Below are 15,550 nucleotides of genomic sequence, written 5' to 3' on the forward strand. Positions count from 1 at the left end.
TTGATTCTTCATTTCTCATTCAAAAAGGCCAGCAATCCAGCTACCGCCCGTGCCCGGTGGCTGATGCGGTTCTTTTCGGCCCCGCTCATCTCAGCAAACGTGCGGCCGTCGCCCTCGGTGGGCACAAACACCGGGTCGTAGCCGAAGCCGCCGGCGCCCCGGGGCGTTTCCGTAATGTGCCCGGCTACCTGACCGGCAAACTCGTGCACCGCGCCGTCGGCCTGGGCCAGCGCCACCACGGTGCGGAAACGGGCCGAGCGGTCGGGCTGGCCGGCCAGCTCGCGCAGCAGCTTGGCCACGTTGTCTTCGTTCCGGCGCTGGGGGCCGGCGTAGCGGGCCGAGTACACGCCCGGCTCACCGCCCAGGGCGGTCACTTCCAGGCCGGTATCGTCGGCAAAGCAACCCACGCCGTAATTATTGAGCACGTACTCAGCCTTCTGGCGGGCGTTGCCTTCGAGCGTGTCCTGCGTTTCGGGCAGCTCCTCGTGGCAGCCAATGTCGGCCAGGCTCAGCAGCTCGAAGCCGGGCGGCAGCAGCGGGCGGATTTCATCGAGCTTATGAGCGTTGTTGGAAGCGAAGCAGAGGCGCATGTTGGGGAATGGTGGGAAACGAGTAAGCAGAGAAGCACAAAAGAACGTCCTGCTGAGCTGGTCGAAGCATCTTTACTGCCATAATAATTGAATTACTGGCACGGTAGAGATGCTTCGACCAGCTCAGCAGGACGTTCAACCAATCGGAGTGGCCTCATCCGGTGAGGTCTACCGGAACATCGACTTGATGGTGCCCCACGAGCGCTGCACGGCGCTGGGCGTGCCGGCCAGCACGGTGAGGTAGCTCTGGTCGCCGGCGGGGCTGCGCACGGTGAGGCGGTAGGTGTAGGGGCCGCCCAGCGTGGTGGTGGTGGCGGTGCCGCGGTACACGTTGGCATCGAGGTAGAGGTAGCGCCGCTGGCCGGTGGCGGCGGTGGTGCTAACCATGGAATAGCTGGCGTCGGTGGCCGATTTGCGGGCCAGCTCGAAACCGGTCACGTCGACTTCGTTGCTCACTTCCCATTCCACCTTCACCACCGCGCCCGAATAGGCCGCCGTGAAGAGCGTGAGCGTGGCTGCATACACCGCCGCCACGCTGCCCAGCACGAGCAGCAGCGCCAGAAGCCCCGCACGGAGGCGCACATGGGAAACGAGTACAGGTTTTAGCACGCGCAACGGACCAGCCCCGAAAGAGGGCCGGATTCAAATGTACAACCTTTTCGCAGGCGCAACAAGCGCCCTGGCCGGTCGTATTGACGCGGCGCGCGCCGAAAAGTTTAGCGCCGGGGTTGGGTATTTCGGAGCTAAGCTGTACTTTTGCAGTCCCTTCCGCAAAATCGGCAGGGTTAAACCGGTTAAACCGACCTCTCGATATGAAAAAGGACACCCACCCCGAGTACCAGGAAGTCGTATTCCAGGACTCTTCTTCGGACTTTAAGTTCATCACCCGCTCCACGATGAAGCCGACCGACACCATCACGATGGAAGACGGTAAAACGTACCCACTGGTGAAAATCGAAGTTAGCTCCGCTTCGCACCCCTTCTACACGGGCAAAAACATGTTCATCGACACCGCCGGCCGCGTGGAGAAATTCCGCAGCCGCTACGCCAAGAAAGAGCAGAACAGCGCAGGCAAGCAATAGCTTTTGCCGTAGCTGTTGGCCATTGGCTGTCAGTTGTTAGATTTTTGAAAACTCCTTCTGGTTTCACTGGAAGGAGTTTTTTTATGTCCCTTTTCCAAATCGGGCGGGCGTAAATTTGCCCTTTCCACGGAAAGCTAACAGCTAGCAGCTATTAGCTAACAGCCTAAACAAGCATGCACGTTCTCCTCTTCGACGACCCCGCCATTCGGCCGCACCTGCTGCCCTTCACCTTCACGCGCCCGGTGGCGGCGCTGCGCTGCGGCATCCTTACCCTGGCCGAAAAATGGCAGCGCCGGCTCGGGGTCGAAACCGTGGGCTACCTCACGCAGCCGTACCTGCAAGCCAAGTTTCCGGCCGGCGACGTTCGTGGCGCGGCCCTCATCATCAACGGCGCGGTGTGCCCCGACGACTTATTGACCCGGCAGGTGCAGGCCCTGCAACCCGGCCAGGCACTGTATTGCGACGAGCTGCTGGTAGCCGCACACGTGGCCGATGCCTCGCTGGTGGCCGAGCTCATTCAAGACGGCATTCCCGAAACCAAGCAGGTAGCCGAGCCCGTGACGGTAATCGACCGGCCCTGGCAGTTGTTTCTGCGCAACGGCGTGGAAATCCGCCGCGACTTCGCGCTCATCACCGCCGGCCGCACCTCGCAGCCCATCACCGACTCGCACACCATTGTATACGGGGCCGAAAATATTTTCCTGGAGGAAGGCGTGAAAATCCGCGCCGCGATTCTGAATGCCGAGGACGGCCCGATTTATTTGGGTAAGAACTCGCAGGTGCACGAAGGTGCCATCATTAAAGGCGCGCTGGCGCTGTGCGAGGGCTCGCACATCAACGCCGGGGCCAATATGCGCGGCGATAACACGGTGGGCCCGTTCTCGAAAGTGGGCGGCGAAGTGGGCAACAGCATCCTGATGGGCTACAGCAACAAAGGCCACGAGGGCTACCTCGGCAACTCGGTGCTGGGCGAGTGGTGCAACCTGGGTGCCGATACCAACACCTCCAACCTCAAAAACAACTACGCGCCGGTGAAGCTCTGGAGCCACGCCGCCAAGCGCTTCGTGGATACCGGCCAGACTTTCTGCGGCCTGATGATGGGCGACCACAGCAAGTGCGGCATCAACACCATGTTCAACACCGGCACGGTGGTGGGCGTGGGGGCCAACATCTTCGGGGCCGGCTACCCGCGCAACTTCATCCCAAGCTTCAGCTGGGGCGGCGCGGCGGGCTTCGAAACCTTCCAGCTGCCCAAGGTGAACGAAGTAGCCGAGCGCGTGATGGCCCGCCGCAGCCTGCCGTACGATGCGGTGGAGCAGGGGATTATGCAGACGGTGTTTGCCGCCACGGCCGAGGATAGAATCTGGGAGAAGGCGAAATAAGATGAATAAAATTCTAGTAGGCTTCTGCTGCTTCATATTAGCAGTGACGGTATTAATAGGATTCCTTCATTCGTGGATTTCTGGCCTGTTGCGACTTGTTGTAGCTAGTGTTGCCGTATTTCTGCTGCTCCGTTTACTTCGAAAGGAAGCGGACTGGCAAACCAGGGTTTTTAGTGCTGTCGGTATCCTCTTTCTAGTTGGTATCCTTTCAATTGGGGTTGATTTTGTCTTGCCTCGTTAGGTAAATGATAGTAGCGCTATGACCTTTGCCTCCATCCCCAACCAGTCCGCCGTGAAGGCTCTGCTGCGCCAGTCGGTGCAGCGGAAGCACGTGGCGCACGCCCAGCTTTTTCGGGGGCAGGAGGGCGGCGCGGCGCTGGCGCTGGCGCTGGCCTACGCCCAATTTCTGAACTGCGAGGCCCGCGCCGCCGATGCCGACGACAGCTGCGGCCACTGCCCGGCCTGCACCAAAATAGCCAAGCTGGCCCACCCCGACCTGAACTTCATCATGCCCGTGACCACCACCAAATCGGTGGCCAAAGACGCGGTGAGCAGCAAGTTCATGGCCGAGTGGCGCGCCTTCGTGCTCGACAACCCCTACCAGGGGCTCAACGACTGGATGCAGCACATCGGGGCCGAAAACAAGCAGGGCAATATCAGCAAGGACGAGGCTGTGCAGATTCTGAAGCTGGTGAGCCTGAAAGCGTTTGAAGCCCGCTTCAAAATCGTCATCATCTGGCTGCCTGAGCTCATGCACCCGGCTGCCGCCAACGCCGTGCTGAAGCTGCTGGAGGAGCCGCCGCCCGCCACCATCTTCCTGCTGGTGAGCCACGCGCCCGAGCAGCTGCTGCCCACCATCATCAGCCGGGTGCAGCCGGTAGTGGTGCGCCCGTTTTCGGAAGATGACATTACGGCGTTTTTGCGCGACGAGTATCAGGTGCCCGAGGTGAAAGCCCGCCAGGTGGCGCAGCTGGCCGAAGGCAGCCTAGGCGCCGCCATTGCCAGCCGCGATGCCAACGCCGACCACGACTACTTCGAATTTTTCGTCAAATGGATGCGGCAATCCTACAGCCAGAAAGCCGCGGATATCCTAAAGCAAAGCGAAGAATTCCAAAAGCTGGGCCGCGAAAACCAGAAGGAGCTCATTAGCTATTCGCTGGGCCTAGTGCGCAAAGTGCTGCTGTTCGGTATTGACCCGAAATTTGTGCCGCATCTGCCCGCCGCCGAGCAGGATTTCGTCACCAAATTCTCCAAGCTGGTAACGCCGCGCAACGCCGACCTGCTCACCAAAGAACTCACCGACGCTCACTACCACATCGAGCGCAACGCCAACGCCAAAATGGTGTTCGTGGATAGCTCCCTCCGAATGGGCGGCCAGTTGCGTATGGCGCAAGCCTGAAGCCGAAACGGTGTTAATTGATAACTGTTTGATAATGAAAATCCGCCTCGCTACCCGCGCCAGCCGCCTCGCCCTCTGGCAAACCGAACACGTGGCCGCGCTGCTGCAAAAAGCCGGTTTCGACACCGAAATTGTGCCCATGCAAACGACCGGCGACGCCGTGCAGGACCGCAGCCTGGCCAAAATCGGGGCCAAGGGCGTGTTCACCCAGGAGCTGGAAGAAAGCCTGCTGCGCGGCGACACCCATTTGGCCGTGCACTCGGCCAAAGACGTGCAAAGCAGTATCCCGCGCGAGCTGGAGCTGCTGGCCTTCCTGGAGCGCGAGCAGGTGAACGACGTTGTGCTGAGCTTCGACGAGAAGTTTTCGCTTGATAAGCCGGGCATCGTGCTGGGCACTAGCAGCACCCGCCGCAAGGCCCAGCTGCGCCGCTTCTACCCGCACGCCGAAACGGCCGAAGCCCGCGGCAACCTGCAAACCCGCCTGCGCAAGCTTGAGGAAGGCCAGTTCGATGCGCTGGTGCTGGCCTTCGCCGGTGTGCACCGCATGGGCTACGAGCACCTCGTGCGCCACACGCTGCACACGGCGCAATTTGTGCCCGCCACCGGCCAGGGCAGTATCGCCATCGAATGCGCCGCCGACCTCGACACCGACCTCAAAGTCCGCCTCAAAGCCGCTCTCGACCACGCCGACACCCACACTTGCCTCGCGGCCGAGCGCGCCTTTCTGCACACCATGGAGGGCGGGTGCAGCATCCCGTCGTTCGCGCTGGCCACGCTGGATGGCGGCCGCTTGCGCCTGCACGCCGGCCTCATCAGCCTGAGCGGCGAAGAGTACGTGGAGGAAATTCAGACGGCCGACACGGCCGCCGAAGCTGTGGCGTTGGGTGTGCGCGTGGCCGATACCGTGTTGGCCCGGGGCGGCCGCGAAATCCTGGCCAGCATCCGCGAGCACCGTGGCTAATAGCCCCATGCCGCAATTCACGGGTCCGTGTAGTTTTGCGTACTTCCAACGCTCTTTCTGTTTATGCTAAGTTTTCTGAATTCCCGTTTCCTTCGTTTTTCGGGGCTGCTGCTGGCCCTGCTGTGGCTGGCCGGCCCCGCCCTGGCCGCCGAAAAACCCGGCAAGCACCCGCACAAAAGCAAGAAGGATGAAGTCGTGACCATCACCACGACGCAGGGCGTTATCCGCCTCGTGCTGTTCGACGACACGCCGCTGCACAAAGCCAATTTCCTGCAAAAGGCCAAAAGCGGCTTCTACGACGGCACCAGCTTCCACCGCATCATCGACAATTTTATGATTCAGGGCGGCGACATCAATTCCAAAGATGCCGACCCCAGCAACGACGGCATGGGCCGCGCCAACGAAGGCACCGTGCCGGCCGAGCTCGGCCCCGGCCACAAGCACGAGTACGGGGCTGTGGCCGCTGCCCGCATGGGTGGCCCGGCCGGCACGCCCAGCAGCATCAGCCAGTTTTACCTGGTCGAAAACCACGGTGGCGCGCACTTCCTCGATGGCCAGTACACCGTGTTCGGCCAGGTTATTCAGGGCCTTGATGTCATCGATAAAATTGCCAAGCTGCCCAAAGACGAGCGCGACCATCCCACCGTCGATGCCAAGATGACGATGAAAGTGGAAAAGCTTAAACGTAAGAAAATCAGCCAGCTCTACGGCTTCAAATACGAATAGCCGCCGGAAATTTCGTAGTCCTCCCGTATGAAAATCCTGCTCACCGGTTCCAACGGCCTACTGGGCCAGAAGCTGGTGGCGCGCCTGCACCAGGAGCCTGGCGTGGAGCTGGTGGCCACTTCGCGCGGGCCCAACAAGCTGGCTGCGCATTTTCCCGCCGTGCGATTTGTGCCCCTCGATGTGAGCCAGGCAGCCCAAGTGCAGCAGGTGCTGGCCTACGAGCGGCCCACCCACGTCATCCACACCGCGGCCATGACCAATGCCGACGAGTGCGAACTGCACCGCGCCGCGTGCTGGCAGCACAACGTGAGCGCCGTGCAGTACCTCGCCGCCGCCTGCGCCGCGCTCGGCATTCACCTCACCCACCTAAGCACCGACTTCGTGTTCAGCGGCGAGGCCGGCCCGCTGGCCGAAGACGCGGTGCCTGCGCCCGTCAATTTCTACGGCGAAAGCAAGCTGGCCGCCGAGCACGCGGTGCAGGCCAGCCCCGGCCGCTGGGCCATTGCCCGCACGGTGCTGGTGTATGGGGTGGCGCACAACTACGGCCGCACCAATCTGGTGCTTTGGGTGCGCGATTCGCTGCGCGCCGGCCGGCCTATCAAAGTAGTGGCCGACCAGTGGCGAACGCCCACGCTGGCCGAAGACCTGGCCGAAGGCTGCTGGCTGCTGGCCCGACAGGCGGCCCAGGGCATCTACCACCTCAGCGGCGACGAATTTCTTACGCCCTACGACCTGGCCCTGCGCGTCGCCAGCCAGTTCGGCCTCGATGCCGCTCTCATTGAGCGCGTCGAGGCCAGCACGTTTTCGCAGCCCGCCCGCCGGCCTGCCCGTACCGGTTTCCTCATCGAAAAAGCCCGGCGCGAGTTTGGCTACCAGCCCCACTCGCTGGCCGATGGCATGGCGTTGGTTAGCCGGCAGAGCGACGGCGCTGCTAGCGCCCGGGCATAAAAAAACCCGCCGGGGTAGACAGCGGGTTTTGCTCAGGCCGGAGTAGCCAGCCAGGGTAGAGTGAGGAGTAGTGGGTAGATACTGAATAAAAGTAGTTTTATATCATACCAGATGCAGTAAAAGAGAACGGCACAATGCCAGTAAGAAAGTTGCTTGTTGTCAAGAATTTACGTGAGCTACGACCAGAACCCTACGAGCAGGCCACCAATCAGCACAGCCGTGTGCCCGAGCAGGGCCGCCTCGCCAGCGGCACGTGGCACGATGATGCCATCAGGCGTCACAAAATCGACTCCAACCGCCGCCTGGCGCGAAGGTTGGGAAGCGGTTTTAGCCCGTGGCGGCGTGGTCAGCGAAGGGTATACTAGCAAATACATAGCAATAGCAGGGTAAGATAGGCGACGGCTCAAGGCCATCTTCTGTAAGACACCACAATATTACCGGGATACTAAGCGGTAAAAAAGGACACTTATGGCAAATGGCGGACATCGACAATAATAAAATAAGTATAATTTTTAATTAATAAAAATCAATTAAAAGACGTTAAACGGTGCGGTAGATAGTTGCCTTTGTTCTGTAAAATTCTTGAATACAGTATGTTGATTGAATGGGTTGAATAGATTAATGATATTGGGTTTTCCGGAAATCCTTTGAAATTCTGACATCGAAGAATTAGGACAAAAAAGCAATTTTTAGATGCCAAGGGCTGAGCGGTAACGTCGCGGTTAGCGGTTTGGTGACGGTACCGAAAGCCGGCGGCTTCGCGATAAAAAGTGCATACTGAAGATGGTAGCAGCCAGCGCCAAGGCAGGAAAGGTGAAAGCCCACCAGGCTTGCGGGGCTTGCCGGGCCGCCGACAGCTGCTGGCCCCAACTGGCGGCTTCCGGCGGCAGCCCTACGCCTAAAAACGAAAGGGTGCTTTCCAGAGCCAGCAGGCCGGCAATGCTGAGGGGCAGGGCCGTTTGCAATGGGCGAAGCGCGTGCGGCAAGGCATGAAGCCACCACACCCGAACCGGGGAAAGCCCGGATGCTCGTGCCGCGTCGATGAATGGCAGCGCCCGAACGGCCAGCATGCGCGCCCTGACCTGCCGGGCCGGGCTCGCCCACGAAGTAAGCCCCAGCACCAGCCCCAACCCCAACGCCGATACCCCGCCCCGGGCCACCAGCGCCAGCACCAGAATAAGCCGGGGCACGGTATCGAGCGCGGTGGCCGTGCCCAGTACCAGCGAATCGAGCGGCACTGACAACGCAATAGCCCGCCGAAACAAGCGCCCGCTGGCCCATAGTGCCGCCGCCAGGCCGGCGCCGACGGCTACCATCGTTCGCGAAAATCCTAAAACCCCGGCTAGAATGCTGACTGCCAAAACCCAACCCCCAATGCCCAGCCGAAGCCGATTGCCCCAGAAACCGGCAGCTCCTCCGGCAATGCCGCCCAACAAGGCCGCCAGCAGGGCTGCTGGCAGCGTGAGGAACAGAGCGGTACGGGCGCCGAATACCAAGCCGCTGAGGACGTCGCGGCCCAGCGCATCGGTACCCAGCCAATGGTGTGTGGCGCTGGAAGGGCCTTCGGCCATGTGGGCCAGGTCGGGCGTGCCTGGCGGGTAGGGCAGGGGCAGCGCCGGGGCGAGCGTGGCCAATGCCAGCAGGCCCACCAGCCAGGCCAGCGCCAGCCACTGGCCCGGTCCCAGCCGCAAACCAGCGGCGCTCAGGCTTGCCATCGAATGCGGGGGTCGGCCCAGGAATAGCTTAAGTCGGCGAGCAGCAGCGATACCAAGCGGGCCGTGCCTACCAGCAATACGCCGCCTACCAGCACCGGGTAATCGCGGGCAGCAGCAGCTTCGGCCAAAAGGCGACCCATGCCCGGCAGCGTAAAAATTACCTCCACCACCACGGCTCCAGCCACCACGGCTGGCAGCAGTTCGGCCAGCTGGGCCAGCGTGGGCAGCAGGGCATTGCGCAGGGCGTGGCGGTACACAACAGCAGAACTTTGCAAGCCTTTTGCTTTGGCTGTGAGGATGTAAGGCTGGCGCAGCTCGTAAGAAAGTGCCGCATCAAGCTGCAGGGTGAGTTCGGGCAAGGTACTTAGGACCAGGGCGGTGATGGGCAGTACCAGTTGAGGCAGGGTCCTCAGCAAGACGCTCGACGAAAATCTGCCGGCATTGCCAGCGTCGGCGACAGCGGTCAGGCCATTGGCCGGAAACCAGTCCAGAGCTTCGGGATTAGCCAGCAGCAGCAACAGCGCCAGCGCGATGACGAACAGCGGCATTGATTGCAGCAGCACCAGCACCGAGCGCACGGGCAATTGCCAGCGCGGGGCCGCTGCCAGCCACCCCGCCAGGGCCAGCGCCGCTAGGGCTGCTAGCACCGCCGCTGCAATGGTGAGGGGCAGCGTGAGCGCCAGCGCCCGCGCCAGCCGCTGCGTTACCGGTTCGCCGGTACGGAAGGAAGTGCCCAGGCTGCCGTGGCTCAGCTGCTGCAGCCACTGGTGGTACTGGTTGTGCCAGCCGCGCCACTGCCAGCCCCCGGCCGGTGTGCGCCCCACATAAAACAGCGGCTGGTCGAGCCCCAGGCGGTGGCGGGTGATGGCGCGGCTGGCCTGCACATCGGCCGCTGAGGCAGCAGGAGCCAGCTGCTCCGTCGCAGCTGCAAAGGCCTGCTGCAATACCTGGTCGCTCCCGGCCCGGCTGAGCAGAAATACGGCCGAGGCCAGCAGCCAGGTGCCCAGCAAGGTTTGGCCAAGGTGCCGAAGCAGTAAGCGGCCCATTGGTTAGCGGGCGGCGGCAGCGGCCGTACGCTCAATGGTTGGGGCCACAAACCCGGGCTTGAGGCTGCTCACGTACAGTCCCTGGCAATCGCGGCGGGCAGCCACGCGGTTAGGCAGAAAAAACAACGGCACCAGTGGTGCCTGCCACTGCAGCAGGCCTTGCAACTGCCGTAGCTGCCGTGCCCGCGCTAATGAGTCATTGGTGTTGGCAATGGCATCGATAAGCCGGTCGCAAGCCGGGTTGCTGAACCGGGTGGCGTTGGTTTCGCTCGGGCTGGCCGAATGCAGCAGCGGGGTAAAGTTGATGGCGAAGGGGTTGCCACGCAGCGTACGCATAAACACGTCGAAGTCGCCTTCGGCCAGTGCCTTGCCAAACAGCGCCGACTCGGTAGGCAGCAGTTCCACACCAATGCCCAAGGCCTTGGCCGCCGCCCGAAACTGCAGTGCAGCCGTGGCAAACAGCGCATCCTCGGCGCGGTAACGCACCACCAGGTGTAGTTGCTGGAGGCCCTTGGGCCCGGGCCGGTGCCAGCCAGTGGCGCTGGGTTGCCAGCCGGCCTGCTGCAATAGCGCGCGCGCGCCCGGCGGGTCGTAAGGCACGGGGCGAAGGCTGTCGTTGTAATTGGCACGGTCGAAAGGCGCTACTAAGCTGGCCGTGCGCTGCCCGCTGCCGTGTTGGGTGCCCCGCAACAGCCCGGCCGTGTCGAACAGCCGGCTCAGGGCTTGGCGGGTGCGGGCATCGGCCAGCACCGGATGCCGGGTATTGAAGCCTGCGAGCGCAATGTCATACGAATCGGAAACGTATAGCCGCACAGCCGCCGTGGGAGTGGCCGTCAGGCGCTGGAAATCAGCGGCCGGAAATTGGGGGTACACGTCGAGGTCCCCGCGCCGTAGCGCCAGGTTCGCCGCACTTGCATCCGGTATGACCAGGTAGTCGAGCCGGGCGGCGCGGGCCTGGAGCGCGAGGGGCAGGCCCGACAGGGCGTGGCCCCACCAACCAGCCTTGCGCCGAAACGAGAGGTATCGGTCTTTTTCCCAGCGCGCCAGGCGGTAAGGGCCACAGCCCGGACTACGTTCGGGGTGGTTGGCCAGGTCGGCGGCGAGGTAGTGGCGGGCCAGCGCTTGCAGGGCAGAATCGGGCGGCCGCGTGGCGGGCCAGCGCTGTAGCGCGGGCAGCGAATAGCGTCGCAGGCGGTGCCGTGGGTCGAGCGAGGCCTCGGAAAGAATAAAAAAATCGCCCGTAACAAGCAGCAAATCCGGCGCTTGCCCCTGGCAAATCAGCGTGAAAGCCCGGGGGTCGGCTGGGTCGGGTTCAATTTGCTGAATCCGGCCAAAATTATTCCGGGCCGTTTCATTGGGCAGGCCCGGGCAGCTCATCAGCTTGAGCGTGCAGGCCACGTCGGTGGCCAGTACCGGACGGCCATCGTCCCAGGTGGCGGCGGGGCGAATGGTGTAGCGAAACGTCGTGAGCGAATCGCCCTGCCGGGCCATCGTTGGCAGCTGCGCGGCCAGCGCCGGCTCAATGGCAAGCGGCTGGCTGTTGGCCTGTAGCAGACTCACGTGCATCAGGTTGCTGGCATCCATGGCCGCTTGGTTCTGCAGGGCCAGGGGGGTCAGGGTTTCGGGGTCGTGCGCCCACCGGATACGAATTGCGTCGGATTGGTCGCGCCGGGCAGTGCAGTTGCTTAGTAGCAGCAGGCTCAAGCAAACTAAAATCCGGGCAGAAAAACCAGTGTTCACGCGGTGGAATGAAATTGCCCCATTGCTCGGGATGAGGGCAAGATAGGCAAAACTGCCTTCCCGTGGACTATTTAGGCGATATCGCCCGTCCAGCCGCCGCTGCCACCGTCGATTGCCGCAATATCGCCAGTCCAGCCGCCGCTACCGCCGTCGATGGTTGCAATGTCGCCCGTCCAGCCGCCGCTGCCACCGTCGATTGCCGCAATATCGCCAGTCCAGCCGCCGCTGCCACCGTCGATGACAGCAATATCGCCCGTCCAACCGCCGCTGCCACCGTCGATTGCCGCAATATCACCAGTCCAACCGCCGCTGCCACCGTCAATAGTGGTGAAGTCACCGGTCCAACCACCGCTGCCGCCGTCAATGGCTGCAATGTCACCGGTCCAGCCGCCGCTGCCGCCGTCGATGGAGCAGTTAATGGCGGGTTTGCTAGCTACGGAAGAGGTGGCTTGGGTGGGAGAGCCGAAAAAAATGTTGGCGGCTTGAAAGAGAGCGATAGTGAGGAGGTTAAGCACGGTATTCGGAGCGTTAAAATGTGTGTCAGATGTTTGAATGACACAAAGTTGACTGCTCTGAAACCTGATAAAAAGGACACTCTTACTCTAAATCAGACTTGGATTTTAAAAATTAAAAGAAATATTTTATCAATATTCTGTTTGCTAAAAGACACAAGGAAATAGTGCCAGCCCATATTGGTGAGCGGACAAAAACCGAAAAACAGCGTTATTTATGACATCGGCGCTTTGAAAAGAGCATACGTATCGAATATGCAAAGCTGAGAAGGGCCGGGCAATGAAAAAAGGAAAGTATGGGCGATTTCATGACGTGGGTTTTTGGGGGTGCTAAAATTTAAAAACGCCTAAAATTGAACGACAGCGCACTTTTATGGTCAATGAAATCGCGAATTTGGTGCGAATTGTGACGTCTCGCACCGTGCAGGCCGTGCCGATGTTGGACTTGCGCAGTAAGCAAGCCAATAAGGAGCGGGTGTTGGTAGAAATGCTGCTCAGGGCCCCCGAAGCCACCCAGTTGCAGTTGGCGAAAGCCGTGTACGGCAAAGCGACGCCCGCCAAGGTGCAGGCCCTGCAAAAGCTGCAGTCGCGGGTGCAGGGCAAGCTGTTGAACCAGCTATATTTTCTCGACCATTCCGACCAGCGGCACCTGGTATCGCGGCGCTACGAGCTCGAATGCCTCGACTTGGTGCACAAGGTGAGCATTTTGTACGCGGAGCGGGACTTTAAGCTGGCCGAGCGGCTGCTGCTGCGCTGCCTGCGGCTGGCCGAAACCGGCGAGTTTACGCAGTACGTTGTGCAGACTGCGCGCATGCTGCGCAACCTCTACGGTGAGCAGCGCAAGCCGGCCCCCTACAAGAAGGTGACCAAGACCCTGCTGAAGGCCCAGCAGCAACTAGCTTGGGAAGACGAAGCCGAGCAACTGCAGGCCGATATGCAGCTGGCAGTAACGAGCACGGTAGCGGCCCGGCGCAATTTGCTGGCCGCCATGCCCGGACACCTCGCCCAGTTGGAAGGGCTGTATAAGCGGGGGCGCAGCTTTGGGACGTACAACGCGCTGTATCGGGCCCGGATAACCTACGAAGAGCTGCGGGGCAATTTTAAAGAGTTGATTCGGGTGGTGGCGGCGGCCGAACGGCATCTGCAGGAAGGCAAGCTGAACCCGCGCCGGTTCGACCTGCGATTCAACCATTTCATGACTATTTACGCGTATTTGCGCAGCCGGCAACCGGTGCGCGGACTGCTGCTGGCCGAGCGCTACATCCGGGACTTTCATCCGTCGTCGAACAACTGGTTTTACTTCCAGGAGCACCATGTGCTGCTGGCCATGCACGCCGGGCGCTACGAACTGGCCCAGCAGGTGCTGGACGCAGTGGCCAAAAACCCGGCCATTGTGGGGCAGCGCGAGGCGGCCATGCAGCGCTGGGACCTGTACCGCTCGTACCTGAACTTTGTGCTGCCGACGGCGCGGGTGCTTTCGGCCCGGCAGCGGCAGGTGGCCCAGCAAATGCTGCTGCTGCCCGAATACAGCCGCGACAAGCGCGGGCACAACGTGGCCATCCTGGTGTTGCAGCTGCTACACTACCTGCGCGAGCGCAACCTGGAACTGGTACTGCTGCGCCTCGAGCGCCTGCGCAAGTACCAGCAGCGCCACCTCACCGAGGCCACGACGCTGCGCAGCCGGCTGTTTCTGCGCCTGCTGCAGGTTATTGTAGATAAGAACTTTGAACCAAAAAAAGCTGCCGAGCGGGGCCAGAAACTGCTGCAGCACCTGCGCGACACCCCGCCGCCCGGCGAGGCCTTCGCCGAGGTTGAAATTATTCCCTATGAAAACCTGTGGGAAATTGTGCTGGGCCTGCTGCGCGAAGGCCCGCCGGTAGCGGCGGAGTAAGCGTACGCTGCAGCCATTAAAAAATATTCTGAATGCAGCAAAGGACCTTACCAAGCTGAGGCAAACTGCTCAAGCCTGATAAGGTCCTTCGCTTTGCTCAGGATGACCGCAATTTCAGCTTATGGCTCAACGACAATCTGGCGCGACACGCAGTGGCTGGCCACGCAGGCCTCGGAGCCGTAGCCGCGCATGCTGAAGCGCACGGAATAGGTGCCGGCCCGGCGGAAGGTGTGCTGGGCGGTGCGGCCCTGCACCACGGTGCCATCGCGGAAGTCCCAGATGTACTGCATGTTGCGGCACTGCAGCAGCTGGGCCTCGGGCGAGTCGAACGACACGGGCTGGCCCACGCGCACGCGGGTGGTGCTGGCGGTGAAGTCGACGATGTCCTGCTGCAGCAGGTTGATGGGAATGTACTTCTGGCCGCGGCGCACCTCGCCGGTTTTATCGACGATGACGTCGAGCTGCACCACGTAGTTTTTGCGCTCCTTGTAGCAGTGGCTGATGGTGGGGCCGGTGAGGGTGGTGCCGTCGCCCATGTGCCACTCGTAGGTGAAGGGGCCGGCGGGCTCGTCGATGGACGGGCGGCCGTCGAGGTCGACGCAGAGCATGCGCGGCAGGGGCGGGCCGCAGCCCACGCTGGTGGTGTCGCCGGCCTGCTGGGCGCGGGCGGCCAGGCCGGTGAGAAGCAGCAGAACGGTTAGAAAGAGGGATTTCTTGGCGAAACGAGCAAGGGGAAAGCGCATCATACGTACTGCTATGAGGAGAGGACGACGCGCCGGAAGCGGCGCCGGCCGGGCCGGATTTAGAACTTGTTGAGCCGCTGCATGACTTCACGCAGGTAGGTCTGGCCCACGGGAATGTGCTTGCCTTCAACAATCACCGCGTTGTCTTCGAGGGCCTGGATGCGGTTGAAGTTGACGATGAAGGAGCGGTGCACGCGCACGAAACGGCTGGCGGGAAATTTCTCCTCCACGGCCTTCATGGTGCTGTACACGATGAGCTTGCTCTGGCCCGTGACGACGTGCACGTAGTCGCCGAGGGCTTCGACGTAGCGCACGTCGTCGAAATTGACGCGCACCAGCTTGTTATCGACTTTCACGAAGGTATAGTCGGCATCGGGGGCCACGGTTTCGATGGCTTCGCTGGCAGTGGCGGCGGCGCGCTCTGCCATTTCGAGGGCTTTTTGCGAGGCCTGCAGGAAGCGCGGGTAGCTCACGGGCTTCACCAGGTAGTCGACCACGGCCTGCTCGAAGGCTTCGACGGCGTAGTCCTTGCTGCTGGTGATGAGGACGACGAGTGGCGGGTGCTGCAGGGTGCGCAGCAGGTCGAGGCCCGAAAGCACGGGCATTTCCACGTCGAGGAACAGCAGGTCGACGGGGTTGGTGCGCAGGTGCTCGGCGGCTTCGACGGGGTTGGTGAAGCTGCCGGCCGCGGTGAGAAACGGGGTATTGGCGATGCAGTTAAGGACGACCTGAACGGAGAGCGGGTCGTCGTCGACCACCAGGCAACGCAGCGTAGAAGCAGCCATAAGCACGCGGGAGGGGGAGGGTTGAGCCAA

16 protein-coding genes are annotated in these 15,550 nt (G+C 61.8%); 7 read left to right on the forward strand and 9 right to left on the reverse strand.

Annotation, left to right across the window (positions count from 1 at the left end):
• Window positions 1-8: 8 nt before the first annotated feature.
• Complete coding sequence (gene rdgB, locus MON38_RS21115; protein ID WP_241938144.1) at window positions 9-590, reverse strand: RdgB/HAM1 family non-canonical purine NTP pyrophosphatase; 582 nt, start codon at window positions 588-590, stop codon at window positions 9-11.
• A 168-nt stretch (window positions 591-758) separates the two neighbouring features.
• Window positions 759-1,172, reverse strand: a complete 414-nt coding sequence (locus MON38_RS21120) for a hypothetical protein (protein WP_241938145.1) — start codon at window positions 1,170-1,172, stop codon at window positions 759-761.
• Between the two features lie 230 nt (window positions 1,173-1,402).
• Here MON38_RS21120 and MON38_RS21125 point away from each other — a divergent pair, with 230 nt between their 5' ends.
• The 6 genes from MON38_RS21125 (at window position 1,403) to MON38_RS21150 (ending at window position 7,088) form a co-directional block, all read left to right on the forward strand.
• Window positions 1,403-1,672 carry a type B 50S ribosomal protein L31 gene (locus tag MON38_RS21125; protein ID WP_241938146.1) on the forward strand — a complete coding sequence of 90 codons (270 nt, stop codon included), beginning with the start codon at window positions 1,403-1,405 and terminating at the stop codon, window positions 1,670-1,672.
• Between the two features lie 173 nt (window positions 1,673-1,845).
• The gene (locus tag MON38_RS21130; protein ID WP_241938147.1) at window positions 1,846-3,054 is read left to right on the forward strand and encodes a GlmU family protein; all 1,209 of its coding nucleotides are present in this window, start codon (window positions 1,846-1,848) and stop codon (window positions 3,052-3,054) included.
• 259 nt (window positions 3,055-3,313) lie between these two features.
• On the forward strand, window positions 3,314-4,453 hold the full coding sequence (locus MON38_RS21135) for a DNA polymerase III subunit (RefSeq protein WP_241938148.1): 1,140 nt from the start codon (window positions 3,314-3,316) through the stop codon (window positions 4,451-4,453).
• Between the two features lie 34 nt (window positions 4,454-4,487).
• Window positions 4,488-5,414, forward strand: coding sequence for a hydroxymethylbilane synthase (gene hemC, locus MON38_RS21140; RefSeq protein ID WP_241938149.1), 927 nt, complete (start codon window positions 4,488-4,490; stop codon window positions 5,412-5,414).
• A gap of 63 nt (window positions 5,415-5,477) precedes the next feature.
• Window positions 5,478-6,140 carry a peptidylprolyl isomerase gene (locus MON38_RS21145; RefSeq protein ID WP_241938150.1) on the forward strand — a complete coding sequence of 221 codons (663 nt, stop codon included), beginning with the start codon at window positions 5,478-5,480 and terminating at the stop codon, window positions 6,138-6,140.
• 27 nt (window positions 6,141-6,167) lie between these two features.
• Complete coding sequence (locus tag MON38_RS21150; protein ID WP_241938151.1) at window positions 6,168-7,088, forward strand: SDR family oxidoreductase; 921 nt, start codon at window positions 6,168-6,170, stop codon at window positions 7,086-7,088.
• Window positions 7,089-7,264: 176 nt separating this feature from the next.
• Here MON38_RS21150 and MON38_RS21155 read toward each other — a convergent pair whose 3' ends face one another.
• The 5 genes from MON38_RS21155 to MON38_RS21175 form a co-directional block, all read right to left on the reverse strand.
• Complete coding sequence (locus MON38_RS21155; protein WP_241938152.1) at window positions 7,265-7,462, reverse strand: hypothetical protein; 198 nt, start codon at window positions 7,460-7,462, stop codon at window positions 7,265-7,267.
• A gap of 348 nt (window positions 7,463-7,810) precedes the next feature.
• On the reverse strand, window positions 7,811-8,803 hold the full coding sequence (locus tag MON38_RS21160) for an ABC transporter permease (protein ID WP_241938153.1): 993 nt from the start codon (window positions 8,801-8,803) through the stop codon (window positions 7,811-7,813).
• Window positions 8,791-9,849 (reverse strand): ABC transporter permease, encoded by a 1,059-nt coding sequence (locus MON38_RS21165; protein WP_241938154.1) that lies wholly within the window; start codon window positions 9,847-9,849, stop codon window positions 8,791-8,793. Before MON38_RS21165 ends, MON38_RS21160 begins: the two co-directional genes overlap by 13 nt.
• Window positions 9,850-9,852: 3 nt before the next feature.
• Window positions 9,853-11,553: an ABC transporter substrate-binding protein gene (locus tag MON38_RS21170; RefSeq protein ID WP_241938155.1), complete on the reverse strand. Its 1,701-nt coding sequence runs from the start codon at window positions 11,551-11,553 to the stop codon at window positions 9,853-9,855.
• Between the two features lie 107 nt (window positions 11,554-11,660).
• Window positions 11,661-12,104, reverse strand: a complete 444-nt coding sequence (locus MON38_RS21175) for a hypothetical protein (protein WP_241938156.1) — start codon at window positions 12,102-12,104, stop codon at window positions 11,661-11,663.
• A gap of 403 nt (window positions 12,105-12,507) precedes the next feature.
• Between MON38_RS21175 and MON38_RS21180 the strand changes: the two genes are divergently transcribed.
• Entirely contained in the window at window positions 12,508-13,992 is a 1,485-nt protein-coding gene (locus MON38_RS21180; protein WP_241938157.1) for a hypothetical protein, read from the forward strand.
• Between the two features lie 119 nt (window positions 13,993-14,111).
• On the opposite strand, the gene MON38_RS21185 is transcribed toward MON38_RS21180, so the two are convergent.
• Window positions 14,112-14,738, reverse strand: a complete 627-nt coding sequence (locus MON38_RS21185) for a PKD domain-containing protein (protein ID WP_241938158.1) — start codon at window positions 14,736-14,738, stop codon at window positions 14,112-14,114.
• A 56-nt stretch (window positions 14,739-14,794) separates the two neighbouring features.
• Entirely contained in the window at window positions 14,795-15,520 is a 726-nt protein-coding gene (locus MON38_RS21190; RefSeq protein ID WP_241938159.1) for a LytR/AlgR family response regulator transcription factor, read from the reverse strand.
• Window positions 15,521-15,550: the final 30 nt, after the last annotated feature.

It is taken from the genome of Hymenobacter cyanobacteriorum, assembly GCF_022631375.1.
Lineage (GTDB): Bacteria > Bacteroidota > Bacteroidia > Cytophagales > Hymenobacteraceae > Hymenobacter > Hymenobacter cyanobacteriorum.